This is a genomic window from Variovorax sp. BGA-UO-ETr-C22, from assembly GCF_059567965.1.
The window spans coordinates 191,490-209,215 of the sequence record NZ_JCAQPA010000006.1; the positions used below are offsets into that span (position 1 = coordinate 191,490).

The window sequence follows — 17,726 nt, forward strand, 5'->3', positions numbered from 1 at the left end:
TGGGGTATGACATGAGCAACAAGACATTCCGCCGCGCGCCGGTCGCGCACGCCGCCGCCCTCGCGCTGGCCATGGCGGGCCTGGCGGGCAATGCACAGGCGCAGCGCGCCTTCAGCGCCGCGTGGATGGCGCAGAAGAACGTGACGCAGGGCACGGCCGTGGTCACGGGCTACCTGCCCAACGGCACGCCGGCCTCGATGCTGACGAACCCGCTGGCGCAGCAGCAGAAGGCCAACGAGCAGCTGCGCCAGTCGCTCGGCAACCTGGGCCTCGCGGCGCAGGCGATTGCCGCGCAGCAGGCCGCGCAGGCCGCCGCACGCGCCGCGGCGCAGAACGACCCCTCGGTGCCCGACGGCCTGGCCGACGGCGGCCTGAAGGTCGACACGAATTCGCTCAGCGCCGGCTGGCTCAACGCCCGCGCGCTGAACCGCGATTCGCAGAAACAGGTCGACGGCCGCACCGTCGTCACCGTGGAGCAGACCGGCGACAAAGCCATCCTGAACTGGGAAACCTTCAACGTCGGGCGCAACACCACGGTCGATTTCAAGCAGCAGGCCGACTGGGCCGTGCTCAACCGCGTGAACGATCCGAAGGCGCGGCCGTCGCAGATCCAGGGCCAGATCAAGGCCGACGGCACGGTGCTCATCGCCAACCGCAACGGCATCGTGTTCAGCGGCACCAGCCAGACCGACACGCGCAACCTCGTGGCCGCTGCCGCCCACATCGGCGACGACCAGTTCAAGGCGCGCGGCATCTACTCGAACGACACCGCGCCGAGCTTCACCACGGCGAAGGAAGACCAGGGCAAGGTCGAGGTGCAGGCCGGCGCACGGCTGACCACCAAGGAGCCCGCCTCCGTCACGCAGGGCGGCGGCTACGTGCTGTTGCTGGGCAAGGAGGTGGCCAACGCCGGCGAGATCGCCGCGCGCAAGGGCCAGGTGCAGCTCGCGGCGGGCGACAGCTTCGTCATCCGCAAGGGCATGGGCACCGAGGCCAACGCCTTCTCGACCACGCGCGGCAACGAGATCGCGCCGCAGTTCGTGGCCGACAGCACGGCGGGCACGGTGCGCAACACCGGCCTCATCGTGGCGCGCGAAGGCGACATCACGCTCGCCGGCCGCGACGTGCGCCAGGACGGCGTGGCGCTGGCCACCTCCACCGTCGCCGTGCGTGGCACGGTGCACCTGCTGAACTCGGCCGCCGACACGCGCGGCAACGTGGCGCTGGGCAAGGGCGCGGTCACGGCCGTGCTGATCGAGGACGACGGCAAGGCCAGCGCGCTCGACAGCCAGCGCGATGCGCTCATCAAGGAATCGGCCGCGCAGGACGCCGCGCGCGCGCTCGTGCCGCCCGCGCTCTTCGACAACCTCTCGCGGCTGTCGGACCGGCGCGACCAGTCGCGCATCGAGATCGTCTCGGGCGGCGACATCCGCTTCGAGGGCGAGTCGCTCACGCTGGCCACCGGCGGGCAGATCGCGGCCAGTGCCACGCGCCGCAGCTTCGTGGCCGACAAGGCGCGCCTCGATGTGTCGGGCGCGGTGGGCGTGAACGTGACGATGGAATCGAACAACGTCAAGGTCAACGTGCAGGGCAACGAGATGCGCGACGCCCCGCGCAACCGCGAGAGCGGCAAGCTCTTCAACAATGACGTGTGGATCGACCGGCGCAAGCTCGTGCGCGTGGCGCCCGGCGTGGGCGGCTACGAGGGCGAGCGTTGGTACGCGGCGGGCGGCCTGCTGGAGGTCGGCGGCTACCTGGGCAACCAGGGCCACGGCATCGGCGAATGGGCCGCGCAGGGCGGCACGGTGGTGCTGGGCGGCAGCGAGGTGGTCACGCAGGCGGGCTCGACGGTCAACCTGTCGGGTGGCTCGCTCAACGTGCAGACCGGCAAGATCTACCAGACCTGGCTCAAGGGCAGTGACGGTCGGCTGTACAACCTGAACAGCGCGCCGTCGGACCTGCTGTACGACGGCGTCTACAAGGGCTTCGAGGCCGAGCACGTGCGCTGGGGCAAGGCGAACACCGACTATTTCTACAACCCGCTGATCGGGCCGCAGCGCAAGCTGGAGAACGGCTACACCGTCGGGCGCGACGCCGGCCGGCTGGTGGTGAGCGCGCCCACGGCGGTGCTCGAAGGCGACATCGTGGCCGAGGTGTTCAACGGCGCGCAGCAGACGCGCGCCCGCGACGCCGCGCTGGACGACGGCTACCGCCAGTCGCAGACGGCGGTGGCGCGCGGCGGCGTGCTGGCGGTGGGGCGCTACGGCGCGCTCGGCCGCATCGACCTGTTCGACACCGACGTGCGCTTCGGCGACGTGGCACCGGTCACGCAGCAGATGGCCGCGGCCGACGCACTGGCCGACGAGCGCATCGGCACGCTGTGGCTCGACGCGGCGCACCTGAATGCGCAGCACCTGTCGGTGCTGGACATCGGCACGCGCGGCAGCATCAACGTCGAGAAGGCGCTCACGCTGGTCGACGGCGGACGCATGGCCCTGCTCGGCGCGTTCATCGACATCGGCGCCGACGTCACGGTGCGCGGCGGCGCGCTGGAGGCTGGCAATGTCTTCATGTCGCCGGTGGCGGGGGCCCAGCCGCGCGCGCTGGTGAAGGAGGCGGCCTCGTCGGTCACCGTGCGCGACGGCGTCGTGCTCGACCTGCGCGGGCGCCGCGTCGACATCGGCACGGCACCTGAAGACTCGGCCACGCTCGCGGTCATCGACGGCGGCACGGTGCGCCTCGAATCGACGCACGGCGTGACGATCGGGCAGGGCAGCCTGATCGACGTGTCGTCGGGTGCGGCGCTGCTGGCCAAGGGCAAGCCAAAGGGCGGCAAGGGCGGCAACGTGACGCTGGTGGCCGACTCGGCCGCGTCGCCCACCGATGCGAAGGGGCGCCTGTCGCTCGGCGGCGAGATCCGCGGCCATGGCGTGAACGGCGGCGGCACGCTGAAGATCGAAACGGGCCACGCGCTGCTCATCGGTCCCGACCCGGCGCTGTCGGATGCGACGCAGCTCGTGCTCGACGCGTCGCGCCTGCAGTCGGGCTTTTCCACCTACGACTTCGACGGCCATGCGGGCCTCACGGTCGCGCCGGGCGCGCAGCTCGACGTGCTCATGCCGGTCTATCGCATCGCGCCCGGGGCCGGTGCCGACCATGAAGGCGGCATCGCATTGCAACTGTGGACGCCGCCGCTGCTGCAGCAGGACACGGTGAACCGCCAGGCCGTGCAGCGCCAGGGCGCCGACCTCGTGCTGCGTTCGCAGCGCCGCATCACCGAAGGCGGCAACATCGCCATCGGCGCGGGCGCGGTGGTGACGGTCGATCCGGGCCGCTCGATCCAGCTGCTCGGCGGCGGCCTGAGCAGCTTCGTGGTCGATGGCCGGCTCAACGCCTGGGGCGGGCGCATCGCCATCGACATCGAGGCGCCGGCCTTCAACTCGCCGCTGAGCACGTCGCTGCAGCCGCACAACCGCTCGGTGTGGATCGGCGAGGGCGCGGTGCTCGACGTGGCGGCGCGCGCGCAGACCGGCGTCGACGACGACGGCCGCCGCTACGGCACGGTGCGCAACGGCGGCACCATCTCCATCGGCGGCGGGCTCGACTGGGAAACCAAGGGCGCGGCCAACGCACCCGACCTCGCGATCGTCATCCGCCCCGGCGCGCTGCTCGATGCCTCCGGCAGCCATGCGCGCATCGACGTGCCGGCGGCCGGTGGCCTGTGGCGCGAACTCGACGTGGCCAGCGACGGCGGCAGCATCGTGCTCAAGTCGGCGCACAGCCTGTACCTCGATGGCTCGCTGCGCGCCCACGCGGGCGGCGCGAATGCGGCGGGCGGCACGCTCGCGGTGGCGCTCGAAGCGCCGGTGTTCTCGAAGATCTACACCGTCGACGACGCCGTGCGGCAGGCGCGCGAGCTGGTGATCTCGCAGGCGCAGCAGCCCAGCGGATTGCCGGCCACCCTCAAGCCGGGCCATGCCGATGCGGCACTGGCCTACGGCAAGGGACGCCTGAGCGCGGACCAGGTGCGGGACGGCGGCTTCGGCAACCTGTCGCTGCTGGTCAACGGCCTGCTGAGCTTCGACGGCCACGTCGACCTCACGACCGCGCAGAGCCTGCGCCTGTACGCCGGCAGCTTCGCGCTGGCCGACAGCGCGGCCACCGATTCGAGCGTGCGGCTCGCCTCGTCCTACCTGCGGCTGGCCGGCGTGACCGGTGCGCCCAAGCAGGACAACGAGGTGATCTACACCACCACCTGGCGCCACGGCGCATCGACCCGCGCGAGCGAGGCCGCCTTCACGGCCGAGGCTGACCTGATCGACATCCGCGACCGCGTGGGCTTCGGCGCGCACGGCGAGATCGCCATGAAGACCGGCCCCGCGCAGGTGGTGGACCGCCGCGGCTTCGACACCGTGAGCATGACCAGCCGCGGCGACTTGCGCCTGCTGGGCGGCACGCCCACGCTCGGCCTGCTGGGCGCGACCACGACCGAGCTGGCGACGCTGGGCGACCTCACGCTCACCGCCGCGCAGATCTATCCCGCCACCGGCGCCAACGCGCAGATCCGCGCGGGCTACGACGAGGGCCGCGTGCTCGACATCCGCCGCCAGGTCGAGGGCGACGTGGCGATGCCGCAGTCGGCATTCGGCACGCTCGCGCTCGGCGGCGGCACGGTGCGCCAGGGCGGCATCGTGCGCGCGCCGCTGGGCAACCTGATCGTGGGGCAGGACGGGCGCAGCACCTTCGAGGCGCGCGCCACCGTGGTCGACCTGCTGCCGGGCAGCATCACCTCGGTCAGCGGCGCCGGTCTGCTCATGCCTTATGGCGGCACGACCGACGGCATCGGCTACAGCGTGGCCGGCGCGCCCATCGACAAGCGCGCCATCGGCAGCAGCGGCATCCTGCTCACGGGCGACAGCGTGGTCGGGCACCAGGGCGCGCTGCTCGACCTGTCGGGCGGCGGCGAGCTCACGGGCGCGGGCTTCGTGAGCGGGCGTGGCGGTTCGGTGGACGTGCTGCGCACGCCGCTGGCCAACGCCAACCCGGCCAACACCTTCAGCAAGGCGGGCAACGGCGTGTACGCCATCGTGCCGGGCTTCCAGGGCGGCTACGCGCCGGTGTCGCCGGACGCGGGCGCGGGCGAGCCGGCCATCGGCCGGCAGGTCACGCTCGATCATGACGTGGGCGGGCTCAAGGCCGGCACCTACACGCTGCTGCCTTCGACCTACGCGCTGCTGCCCGGTGCCTTCCGCGTGGAAGTGGGGGCGCAAGGCGCGCTGCCCGCGACGCCGCTGCCGGCCGGCTACGGCTCGTACGTGGCGAGCGGCTACCTCGGCGTGGCGAACACGGCGGTGAAGTCGTCGCTGGCCAGCCAGCTGGTCGTCACGCCGGCGGCGCTGGTGAAGCAGCACGCCAGCTACAACGAGATGGGCTACGACGCCTTCGTGGTGGCCGACGCGGCACGCCGCGGCGGCGTGCGTGGCGAGATCGCGGCCGATGCCCGCAACCTGCTGCTGGACTACTTCTATTCCAAGCCGAAGGACGGCGTGTCGATGCTGCAGTTCGACGGCACGGCGCTGTTCAACCCGGCGGCCGGCAGCACGGGCTTCGGCGGCACGCTGTCGGCGAAGGGCATCGCCATCGAGGTGACGGCACCGGGCGCGCAGCGCACGGCCGGGTTCACAGGCGCGTCGCTGCAGGCCGACCAGCTCAACGCCTTCGGCGCACCACGGATGATCCTGGGCGGCCAGATCGATCTGCCGTATGCCGACAACTACGCGACCTTCAAGTCGAACACCGGCCATGTCGTCGTGCGCAGCGGCGCGACCTTGCGCGGCGCGGAAATCTTCCTCGTGGCCGGCGGCTACGGCGACGGCATCCAGGTGGAGCAGGGCGCGTCGCTGAACACGCTGGGCGCCGGTGCGCCGGCCTACGATTCCACCGATGGCGTGGTCTTCTCGGCGGGCTTGGGCGGGGTGCTGGGCCTGTCGAACGGCTGGATCAACCTGCTGCCGCCCGTCGCCGGAGGGATACCCGCCACGGTCCAGATCGGCGCGTGCCCCAGCGGCGCCTGCACCGGCCACACCACGCTGTACGGCGAGGGCACGCTGGCCGTGGCCACCAACCGCTCGTTCACGATGGCCGACAACGTGCGCTATGGCGCGAAGAACCTGCTGCTGGCGGTGTCCTCGGTCAACCTGGGCAGCGACGCGGCGCTGCAGCAGGCGGCGGCCAACGGCCAGCTGCCGTCGGGCCTGTCGATGAACCAGGTCATCCTGGCGAACCTGCTGGCCGGCAACAAGGGCGAAGGCGTGCCCGCGGTCGAGACGCTGGTGCTGAACGCGCGCGAGTCGGTGAACATCTACGGCGCGGTGTCGCTGGACACGCTCGACCCCGCCACCGGCGTGTCGTCCATCGAGCGGCTGGTGCTGGGCACGCCCGCCATCTACGGCTACGGCGGCGCGGGCGACACCGCGAAGATCACGACCGGCGAATTCATCTGGACCGGCCTCACGCCGCGCCCGCCCGGCAACGACGAGATCTTTCCCGGTGGGAACGCACCGGGCGGCGCCATCGGCAGCCTGCTGGGCCACGGCACGCTCGACGTGTCGGCCGCGCGCATCGTGCTGGGCCACGCGCCCAACACGCAACCCGACGCGGGCTACTCGGCGGACCGGCTCGCGCTGGGCTTCGGCACGGTCAACCTGAACGCGAGCGAGCGCATCACCGCCAACGGCAAAGGCACGCTGGGCGTGTACCACCAGCAGGGCGCGTACGTGACGGGCAAGGGTTACGACCACACGGGCGGCCAGCTGAACCTGCGCACCCCGCTGCTCACCGGCGAGGCCGGCTCGAACAACCGCATCACGGCGGGCGGCGACATCGTGGTGAGCGCACCGGCAGGCGCGCAGCCCGCCGGTGACGCAGCGCTGGGCGCGCAACTGGCGCTCACCGGTCGCAACATCACCATCGACGGCACGGTGGGCCTGCCCTCGGGCAAGCTGCAGCTCACGGCCAGCGGCGACGTGACGCTGGGCGCCAATTCGCGCATCGACCTGGCGGGCCGCGCCGTGCAGTTCTTCGAGCAGACGCGCTACAGCCGCGGCGGCGACCTGGAGGTGACGAGCACGGCCGGCAACATCGCGCAGGCGGCGGGTTCGGTGATCGACCTGTCGGCCACGCACAACCGCGGCGGCTCGCTGCAGGCGACGGCGCTGGGCGCCGGCGCGGGGCGCATCGACCTGGGCGGACGCATCCTCGGCACCGCGAGCGGCACGTACGACGCGGGCGGCACCATCGTGCCCTACGACGCGGCCGAGATCAGCGTGCGCGGCCAGACCGTGGCCGACTTCGCGGGCCTGAACACGCGCCTGAACGAAGGCGGCGTGACGGGCGCACGGCGCTTCCAGATCAAGCAGGGCGACCTCGCCATCGGCGACGAAGTGAAGGCGCGCGTGGTCGAGGTCACGCTCGACGGCGGCAGCCTCACGGTGAACGGCCGCATCGACGCCAGCGGCTTCCAGGTGGGCGCGATCCGCCTCGCGGCCAAGGGCGACCTCACGGTGAACGGAACGCTCGACGCGCACGCCACCGGCCTGCGCGTGGACAGCTACGGCAAGATCATCGACAGCCCGAACCGGGCCATCGTCGACCTCACGAGCACGCACGGCACGCTGACCCTGGGCGGCGGTGCGGCCATCGACCTGCGCGCGGGCACGGCCGTGAGCGCGGCGCAAGGCAACGACGGCGCATCGCGCGGCACGCTCGCGCTGAACGCGCCGCGGCGCGGCGACAACGACGTGGCGGTGAACGTCGCCGGCACGCCCGCGATCCAGGGCGCGAAGAGCATCGCGGTCAACGCCTTCCGCACCTACAGCGACGCACCGCTGGCGAGCGCGCCCGACGTCACGGGCCACGTGCCACAGCTCATCACGCAGAAGTACCTCGACGAGATCGACGGCCACAGCAGCGCCTTCATCGACAAGGCGCTGGCCAACACCTCGCTGTCGGCGCGCCTGGCGGGCCTGGGCAGCTACCACCTGCGCCCCGGCGTGGAGATCGTCAGCAGCACCGGCGAGGGCGACCTCAGCGTGGTCGGCGACATCGACCTCTCGGGCTACCGCTACGGCCCCGGCGCGAACCGCACCGACCCGGCGCGCCGCGGCTTCGGCGAGCCTGGCGTGCTGGTGATCCGCGCGGGCGGCAACCTCAACGTGTACGGCAGCATCAACGACGGCTTCGCGCCGCCGCCGGCCACGCCCGACGACAAGGGCTGGTACCTCACCGAGCAGCGCACGAAGTTCGGCACGCCGTTCACGCCCGACGGCGGCGACATCGTCGTGCCGATCGACGGCGTGGTGCTCGACAAGGGCACCGTGTTCCCGAAGGACGCGCTGCTCAACTACGACGTGCCCGCCGAAGCCATGGCGCTGCCGGCCGGCACGGTGCTGCCCGTGACCGTGACCTTGGGCGCGGCCTACACGCTGCCCGCCGGCACGGTGCTGCGCGCCAACGTCTACAACGCCGACGGCAGCGTGCGCCTGAAGGCCGGCACGGTGCTGGGCGAGGCCGTGGTGCTGGACAGCGGCATGAAGCTGGGCGCGGGCACCGCGCTGCGCGCCGAGGCCAGCGTGCAGGCGATGGTGTGGCCCAAGGGCGTGCGCCTGCCGGTCGCGATGAAGGCCGACGGCACCATCGCGCTGGCGCGCGGCGCGGTGATTCCGTCGCTGACCGATGTGCAGCTGCCGAACGACGCGGCCGTCAACCTGCGGCCCGAAGTCGACGGCGTGCAGGGCCGCAACTGGGCCGTGGCGCCGATGCTGGGGCAGGGCGCGACGAGCTGGAGCCTGCAGCTCACGGCCGGCGCCGACCTGGACTCGGCCGACCGCCGCGCGGTCGATCCGGCCAAGCACGGCGCGCTCATCCTGGCCGACAGCCACGCGATGTACAACGTCAAGCTCACGCCGGGCGGCAGCGGCTTCCTGTGGGGTCCGAACGGGCCCATGTGGGGCCACGACGAGGGAACGCCGATGGACCCGCTGGATTTCGAGGCGGGCTACTGCGACTGGGGCGGTGAGGGCACCTGCGTGGTCGACCCGGCGCGCCTTTCCTACTTCTGGGGCCCCAACGGCGACGACTGGGACCCGAGCTTCGTCGAGGGCACGCCGGTGCTGCCCGAATACGTCACGATCTGCGAGTGGGGGCCGGGCATCTGCACGACGGTCATCAACCCCGTCAAGGACGTCACCAAGTACACGCCGCTGTCGCCGATGTTCAGCGTGCTGCGCACCGGCACGGGCGACCTGGGCCTGGCGGCGGCCGGCAACTTCGTCATGGAGTCGCCGTTCGGCGTCTACACGGCCGGCACGCGCTCGGCGCCGCTGCTCGACGCCAACGGCCTCGACCCCTTCAACCTCGCACGCGGCAAGGCCGTCGGCGGCTCGGTGATCGGCCCGCAGACGGCGGACTACAGCGCCGCGCTCGCGGCCTACCAGGCCTGGTACCCCGAGCAGGGCGGCAACCTCGACATCACGGTGGGCGGCAACGTCGTCGGCGACGTCTGGGGCCACTTCTCGGGCGAGCGCGGACAGGCGCCGAGCGCCGCGGTGGGCAACTGGCTGTGGCGCCAGGGCTCGGGCACGGCCCTGGCTGGCAGCGACCGCATCGCGACGTCGTGGTGGATCAACTTCGGCACCTACGCGTTGCCGGCCAGTGCGCAGTTCAGCACCGACAGCAGCCCCGAGCCCTTCCTGGTGGGCTTCACCGGCATGGGCACGCTGGGCGGCGGCAACCTCACGCTGCGCGCGGGCGGCGACGCGGGCCTCACCACGCGGCTGGGCAACGGCCAGGTCTGGCAGCGCAGCGAGGCCATCGTGGCGGCGGTCGGCAGCACGGGCCGCGTCGACGCGAACGGGCAACTGACGCTCACCGGCGGCGGCGACCTGCAGCTGCGCATCGGCGGCGTGGTGAATCCGAACCTGGCCGCGGCGCAGTACGGCAGCTCTGGCACCAATACGCAGTACCAGGACCTCAACGGCGCCCTGGTCAACCTGCGCGGCGCGGCCACCGTGTCGGCCTCCGCCATCGGCGGCGTCGAGGTGCGCTACCGCAAGTACGCGTTCTCGCTGCCGGGCCAGGAGGGCGATGTGAAGGACACGCGCCCCATCGACCCCTTCACCCCGACCATCGGCGTCGGCAATGCCGGCATCGTGCTCGTGCCGGGCGATTCGGCGATGTACCTGGACACGCCGGGCGACCTGGTGCTCACCAGCGTGGCCGACGCGGGCCGCGCGCGGGTGCCGAACAGCTCGGCATTCAAGTTCGGCGGCACCGAGTACGGCATCGGCCAGGGCTGGTTCACGCTGTGGACCGAGCGCACCGCGATCAACCTGTTCAGCGCGGGCGGCAACCTCACGCCCGGCACCGACCTGGCGAACCGGGAGGCCGCCGGCCGGTACCTGGGCAGCATCAACATGAGCGACAACGTCACGGTCTACCCGTCGATCCTGCGCGCGACGGCGGCCTCGGGCAGCCTGTACTTCGGCTTCTCGGCCACGCCCGCCACGCAGGCGCCCGGCCGCGCGCTGGTGCTCGCGCCGTCGCCATCAGGGGCGCTCGAGTTCCTGGCGGGCAACTCGCTGTTCGGCGGCGGCTATCCGGTGGGGATGTCGGGCGCGGTCACGCCGCTGCCCACGCCCTGGGCGCCCGCCTTCGTGGGCTACAACTCGCGCCAGCAGCCGGTGGTCTACAACACCAGCCCGGAGGGCTCGATGGTCGGATCGCCCGGCGTGCCGAACTACGGGGTGGTCGACAACCACCCTCTGTTCGCCTTCGGACCAGACACGCTGGGCCCCCGCGCGCTGCACGCAGCCGATGCGCCGCCCTCGCTGTTCTATGCCGTGCGCGGCGACATCCTGGGCCTGGCCAGCGGCACGGCGCGCAAGGTGCAGGCCAGCGGCGAGCCCGCGCCCGAGACCTGGTACCGCTCGGCCGCGCCGGCGCGCATCCGCGCCGGGCGCGACATCGTCGGCACCGAAGCGCTGATCGTGAACAACGACCCGCGCGACGTGTCGCTGGTGCAGGCCGGGCGCGACATCCTGTATGCGAACCTGCAGGTGGCGGGCCCCGGCACGCTGGAGGTGTCGGCCGGCCGCCACATCACGCAGGACGACCGCGCCAGCGTAATCAGCCGCGGCGCATTGGCCGAGGGCGACACGCGCCCTGGCGCGAGCATCGCGATGATGGCCGGCATGGGCGCGATGGGCGTGGGCGGGCCGGACTTCTCGGCCATCGCCGACCGCTACCTCGACCCCGCGAAGCGCGCCGAGTCGGGCCCCGGCCAGTCGCTGGCGAGCCAGCCGGGCCGCGTGGTGAAGACCTATGACGCCGAACTGGCCGCATGGCTGAAGGAGCGCTACGGCTTCGTCGCCACCAGCGTCGACGTGAAGGACCCGGGCAGCGCGCTCGTGTACTTCAAGGCGCTGGCGCCCGAGCAGCAGCGCGTGTTCCTGCGCGGCGTGTACTTCGCCGAGCTGCGTGCGGGCGGGCGTGAGTACAACGACGTGGACGGCCCGCGCTACGGCAGCTACCTGCGCGGGCGCGGCATGATCGCCACGCTGTTCCCCGACCTCGACGCGGCGGGCCAGGAGATCGTGCGCACCGGCGACATCATCCTGTACGGCCCCTCGGGCGTGCACACCGACTTCGGCGGCGACATCCAGATGCTCGCGCCGGGCGGGCAGATCGTGGTGGGCGTGCAGGGCGCGGTGCCGCCGGGCAGCGCGGGCGTGATCACGCAGGGCATGGGCCACATCCAGCTGTTCAGCGAAGGCAGCCTGCTGCTGGGCCTGTCGCGCGTGATGACCACCTTCGGCGGCGACGTGCTGGCCTGGTCGGAGCAGGGCGACATCAACGCGGGCCGGGGCTCCAAGACCACGCTGGTCTACACGCCGCCCAAGCGCGTGTACGACAACATCGGCAACGTGAAGCTGTCGTCGCAGGTGCCCAGCTCGGGCGCCGGCCTGGCCACGCTGGCGCCCATCGCCGAAGTGCCGGCGGGCGACATGGACCTCATCGCGCCGCTGGGCACCATCGACGCGGGCGAGGCGGGCATCCGCGTGTCGGGCAACGTGAACCTCGCGGCCCTGCAGGTGGTGAACGCGGCCAACATCCAGGTCAAGGGCGAGTCGGCCGGCCTGCCGGTGGTGGCCTCGGTGAACGTGGGCGCGCTCACCAACGCCAGCGCGGCGGCCTCGCAGGCCGTGGGCGCGGCGCAGGAGGCGATGCAGCGCGAACGCGCGGCGGCGCGCCAGGCGCTGCCCTCGGTGTTCACGGTGCGCGTGCTGGGCTTCGGCAACGAGGCCGCCGACGGCACCGTCGCGCCGGCCGACGCGGGCCGCGCCACGGCGCGCCCGGTGGGCTACGACGCGCACAGCCCGGTGCAGGTGCTGGGGCGCGGGCCGCTGGGCGATGCGCAGAAGACGAAGCTCACGGCGCAGGAGCGGCGTCTGCTGGGGCAGTGAGAGGGAAGGGCGGCAGATGAAATTTTTGTGACAAACGACATTCCGGGGCGCGCAGTTCCGTCTTTGTCTCAGAGCTTTCGTGACTGTCCGATGCCCCCTCTGCTGTTGTCTTCTGCCGACCCGCGCCCGCGCCCGCGCCCGCGCCCGCGCCCGCGCCCGCGCCCGTGGGCGTCGTTCCTGCTGGCCACGGCGTTCGCCGTCCTGGCCGGTGCGGCGCATGGCGCGCCGCCCGAGGCCAACGCCAGCGGCGTGTTCCTCAACGCCGCCGGCGACGTGCTGACCGCGCGCCATGCGGTGTCGGACTGCCGTTCGCTGTTCGCCCTCAAGGACGCGCAGGTGGCGCAGGCCCGGGTGATCGCCGAGAGCGCCGAGCTCGACGTCGCGGTGCTGCGCACCACCCTCACGCCGTACCTGCACGCCACGCTCGCGGCGGACGCACGCACGCCGGCTCCGGGCAGCGTGGGCGTGTTCACCGAGGCCTACGCGGTGCTGCAGCGCATGCCCGACCGCGCGGCGTTGCTCAGCAACGCCATGACCGTGCCCGGCGTGGAAGGCCTGCAGCTGCTGTCGGGCGTGCAGCCCGGCGCCAGCGGCAGCGCGGTGCTGGGCGCCGACGGCCTGCTGCTCGGCGTGGTGGTCGAGCGTGTCGCCGCTGCGCCGCATGCGTCGGGCATGGTGCTCAGCCGCGCGGCCTCGGCCGCGGGCGTGGCGGGCGGCGTGACGCGGGTGCGCGCGGTGCCGGCGGCGCGCCTGCGCGACTTCCTGGACGCCCACGGCATCGCCTACACGCACAGCCGCGAACCGCAGCTCGGCCCGCAGCAGTCGCCCGCCGCGCGGGCCTCGACCCTGTCGGTCGGCGTGCTGTGCGGCTGAGCGTCCTTCTTCGACTTTTCATTGGAACTCCCATGACCTCTTCTTCCGGCAAGATCCGCGGCTGGCGCCGCCTGCGCCTGGCGCTCGGCGGGCTCGGCCTCGGGCTGTCCGCCGCCGCCGCGCCCCTGGCCGCATCGGCGCAGGCCCAGCCGCAGGTGCCGCAGCACTGGATCAGCTACGCCAACCTCGCCAGCAACCAGCTGCAGTCGTCGCTCAGCGATCCGGCCAGCGACACCGTGGTGCGGCTGCACACGTGGATGCAGGAACGCATGCTGAAAGAAGGCCAGCCCGTGCCGCCCGCGCCGGTGGTGGTGCGCGTGTGGGTCGCGGGCAGCGGCAAGGTCGAGCGCGTGGCCTTCGATTCGCTGGGCGATGCGCAGGCCGACACCGACCTGCGCGCGCTGCTCACCGCGCAGCCGCTGGCCGAGCCACCGCCGCGCGACATGCGCCAGCCGATGGTGCTGCAACTCACGCTCAGCTTTGTCGCGCGCACCTGACCGATCGCGCCGCCTTTGCGTGGCGCTGCTGGGCCTGGCGGCTTCAGTACCGCTGCACGCCGCCATGCCCTGGCCCGTGCCAGGGCTCGCGGCATTGGTGAAGGCCTTCGGGCCGGCCGTGGTCCACATCGGCGTGGAGCGGCCCTCGGTGCCGGCGCGCCGCTTCAGCGACCGCTGGCTGCTGCGCGCGCCGCCGGCCGAGGCCGACGAGAGCAGCCTGGGCAGCGGTTTCCTCGTGAGCGCCGACGGGCTCATCCTCACCAACGCGCACGTCGTCGCGCACGGCACGCAGATCCGCGTGAAGCTGCCCGATCGGCGCGAGTTCCGGGCGCGGCTTATCGGCCTGGACGCACTGGCCGACGTGGCCTTGCTGAAGATCGACGCGACCGGCTTGCCCACGGTGCGCATCGGCGACCCGGCGGACGTGGAGCCCGGCGACGGCGTGGCCGCCATCGGCTCGCCCTACGGCTTCGGCAACTCGGTGACGGCCGGCATCGTCAGCGCCAAGGGGCGGCTGCTGCCGGGCGCGGAGTCGATGCAGTTTTTGCAGACCGACGTGCCGATCAACCCCGGCAACTCGGGCGGGCCGCTGTTCAACCTGCGCGGCGAGGTGATCGGCATCAACTCGCGCATCTACAGCCGCAGCGGCGGCTACCAGGGGCTGTCGTTCGCCATTCCCATCGATGCCGCCATGCGCATCAAGGACCAGCTGCTGGCCACCGGCACCGTCACGCGCGGGCGCATCGGCGTGTCCGTGCAGGAGGTGGGGCAGGCGCTGGCCGACACCTTCCGCCTGCCGCGCCCGGCCGGCGCGCTGGTGACCGACGTCGAGCCGCGCGGCGCGGCGGCGCGGGGCGGGCTGAAGACCGGCGACGTGATCCTGTCGGTGCAGGGCCGCGAGGTGGTGCAGGCGGCCGACGCGCTGGGCTTCATCGCCGAGCAGGTGCCGGGGCAGCGCGCGCGCCTCATGGTGTGGCGCGACCGCGCCGAGCACGTGGTCGAGGTGAAGGTGGAGGGCTACGACACGCCGCGCCTGCAGGGTGATGCGGCGGCAGCGGCCTCGGTGCCTTCGCGCCTGGGCTTCGCGGTGCGCCCGCTGGCGCCGGCCGAGCGGCAGTTCCTGCGCGTGGAGGGCGGGCTGCTGGTGCAGCGCGTGAACGTCGCGGCGTCGCGCGCGGGCGTGCAGCCGGGCGACGTCATCCTGGCGCTCAACGGCCAGCCGATCGACAGCGCTGAAGCCCTGGCCCAGGCGCTGGAGGGGGCCGACGGCACGGCGGCGTTGCTGGTGCAGCGCGCGGGGGCGCGGATCTTCGTGCCGATCTGCGCGCAGGCCGGGTCGCCGAAGTGCTGAGAAGGCCTCGCGCTGACCGGCCAAGTCATCCGAACGTCATGCAGCGAACCTAGCATCCGCTTCGACATGCCCCCCGGGCCGTGGCTTTCGCCGGGCGTATCGAACTCATGCGGCATGCACCTCTTTCCTTTCCTCTCGTCTCCCTGGCCGGCATCGCGCTGGTTGCCTGCATGACCGGGCCGTGGATGAGCGCCCGCGCGCAGTCCGACGCGGCGCCGCTTCGGCCGCAGGCCGCGCGCATCGCCTTCGACATCGCGGCCCAGCCGCTGGCCGCGGCGCTGGAGCAGTACGGCCGCGCGACCGGGCTGCCCGTGTTCTTCGATGCCGAACGCGTGGCCGGACGTCACGCCGCGCCCGTGCACGGCCTGTTTGATGCGCAGGCCGCACTCGATGCGCTGCTCGCGGGCACGGGCCTGGTCGCCGACGACGCCGGCGTGGGGGCCACGACCGCCTTCGTGCTCCGGCTCGCGCCGGCTGTGCCCGCGCCGGCACGTCCGGCTGATGCGGTGCAGGTCGCGCCTGCGACCGTTCACCGCGGCTACGACGGGCTGGTCCAGACCCGCGTCTGGGAAGCCCTGTGCGCCCACCCGCGCGCAGCGCCGGGCGGCTACCGCGCGGCGATGCGTTTCGTGATCGACGGCACCGGCCGCATCGCCCATGCCTTCCTGCTGCACACCAGCGGCGAGCGCGCACGCGACGACGCCATCCTCGACACCCTGCGGCAGCTGCGCATCGACCGCGCGCCGCCGCCGGACATGGCGCAGCCGCTCACGATGCTGATCCTGCCGCGCTCGCAGACGCCGGGGCTCGAGTGCCCGGTGCGGCACTGACGCCACCGCCATGCCCGAGAACGCGCTGCCCGCGTTGCGCGACTTCCTGGTCGCGCGCTACGACGAGCTCAAGCAGCGGCTCGCGCGACGACTCGGCAATGCCGAGCGCGCCGGCGATGCGCTGCAGGACACCTGGCTGCGCCTGGAAAGCCGCGACGACATCGACGGCGTGCACGACCCCGCCGCCTACCTGCTGCGCGTGGCCGTCAACCTGGCCTACGACCAGGTCGCGAAGCAGGGGCGCCTGGCCACGTCCGACGAGATCGAGGCGCTGCTCGACGAAACGCCCGACCCCGCGCCGGGGCCCGCGCAGATCGCGCAGGACCGCGCGGAGCTGGCCACGCTGCGCGCGCTCATCGAGCGGCTGCCGCCACGGCGCCGGCAGGTGCTGGTGATGGTGCGCTGGCAGCACCTGCCGCAGCGCGAGGTGGCGGCGCGGCTGGGCATCTCGCTGCGCACGGTGGAGAAGGAACTCAAGGAAGCGCATGACCACATCGCCGCCCGCATGGGTCGAACGCCCGAAGCAAAGGAGCCGCATGAAAAATAAAGTGCGGTTCACCGCGTCGAGAGCCGTCTCATGGGTATGCGACATCTTTCAGCGCGCACGGGTTGAAGCCCCGATGACCCCGCCCGATGCACACGCCCAGGCCTTGCGCGAAGCGCAGGCCTGGCTGCGCCGGCTGTCGTCCGGTGCGGCCACGCAGCACGACGTCGAGGGCTTTCGCCGCTGGCGCGATGACAACCCCCAGCACCAGCCCGCGCTGGCGCAGGCCCGGCGCCTGTGGCAAGCGCTCGACCCGGCCATCGGCGGCATGCCGGCCGAGGTCCAGCGAGCTCCCATCCTGTCGGCGCGGCCGGTGGCTGCGCGCCGTGCGTTCCTTGGCGCGGCGGTGGGCGCGGCCGGCGCCGCGGGCGTGGCGGTGGTCTCTCCGCCGCTGGGCCTGTGGCCGTCGCTCGGCGAATGGAACGCCGACTACCGCACCGCCACCGGCGAGCAGCGCGCGGTGCAGGTGGCCGAGGGCGTCGACCTGGTGCTCAACACGCAGACCAGCGTGCAGCGCCGCAGCGTCGAGGGCCGCGTCGTCGGCATCGACCTGATCGCGGGCGAGGCGGCGGTCGACCTGGTGGCCGGGCCGCAGCCCTTCGGCATCGTGGCGGGCGCGGCCCGCAGTGAGGCGCAGGCCGGCCGCTTCGAGGTGCGCTACCTCGCGGGCCGGGGCTGCGTGACCTGCCTTGAAGGGCGCGTGCGCGTCACGCACGCAAGGGGCGCGCGCGACCTGCAGGCCGGCGAGCAGGTGCTGTACGACGCGGGTTCGCTCGGGCCGGTGGCCGCCGTGGCCACCCGCGAGGCCTCGGCCTGGCGCAGCGGCGTGCTCGTGTTCAGGCAGACGCCGCTGGCGCACGTGATCGAGGAGATCAACCGCTACCGGCCGGGCCGCGTGGTGTTGCTGGCGCAGCGCCTGGCCGGGCGCGAAGTCAGCGGGCGTTTCGCCATCGCTTCGCTCGACACGGTGCTGGTGCAGATCCAGCGCTCGTACGACCTCGAGGCGCGTGCACTGCCGGGCGGCGTGCTGCTCCTTAGCTGATGAATGTGACAGCCTGATTGGCCCTCGCGTGCACTCAGGATTGGTCCAGAAACTTAGCGGTTTTGTTT

7 protein-coding genes are annotated in these 17,726 nt (G+C 72.7%); all 7 read left to right on the forward strand.

The annotated features are described in order from the left end of the window. Window positions 1–11: 11 nt before the first annotated feature. The 7 genes from AC57B8_RS02525 to AC57B8_RS02555 all read left to right on the forward strand — a co-directional run bounded on the left by AC57B8_RS02525 (window position 12) and on the right by AC57B8_RS02555 (window position 17,658). The gene (locus AC57B8_RS02525) at window positions 12–12,521 is read left to right on the forward strand and encodes a filamentous hemagglutinin family protein (protein ID WP_496478565.1); all 12,510 of its coding nucleotides are present in this window, start codon (window positions 12–14) and stop codon (window positions 12,519–12,521) included. Between the two features lie 90 nt (window positions 12,522–12,611). After that, window positions 12,612–13,394 (forward strand): S1 family peptidase, encoded by a 783-nt coding sequence (locus AC57B8_RS02530; protein WP_496478566.1) that lies wholly within the window; start codon window positions 12,612–12,614, stop codon window positions 13,392–13,394. A gap of 32 nt (window positions 13,395–13,426) precedes the next feature. Next, on the forward strand, window positions 13,427–13,891 hold the full coding sequence (locus AC57B8_RS02535; RefSeq protein ID WP_223301342.1) for a YbaB/EbfC family DNA-binding protein: 465 nt from the start codon (window positions 13,427–13,429) through the stop codon (window positions 13,889–13,891). Window positions 13,892–13,955: 64 nt separating this feature from the next. Further along, the gene (locus AC57B8_RS02540; RefSeq protein WP_095747650.1) at window positions 13,956–15,242 is read left to right on the forward strand and encodes a trypsin-like peptidase domain-containing protein; all 1,287 of its coding nucleotides are present in this window, start codon (window positions 13,956–13,958) and stop codon (window positions 15,240–15,242) included. A 107-nt stretch (window positions 15,243–15,349) separates the two neighbouring features. Beyond that, a complete protein-coding gene (locus tag AC57B8_RS02545; protein WP_496478567.1) occupies window positions 15,350–16,072 on the forward strand; it encodes a TonB C-terminal domain-containing protein in 723 nt (240 codons plus the stop codon). A gap of 10 nt (window positions 16,073–16,082) precedes the next feature. Continuing rightward, a complete protein-coding gene (locus tag AC57B8_RS02550) occupies window positions 16,083–16,619 on the forward strand; it encodes an RNA polymerase sigma factor (RefSeq protein WP_062483065.1) in 537 nt (178 codons plus the stop codon). A 73-nt stretch (window positions 16,620–16,692) separates the two neighbouring features. Further along, complete coding sequence (locus AC57B8_RS02555; protein WP_496478568.1) at window positions 16,693–17,658, forward strand: FecR family protein; 966 nt, start codon at window positions 16,693–16,695, stop codon at window positions 17,656–17,658. The last annotated feature ends 68 nt before the right edge of the window (window positions 17,659–17,726 follow it).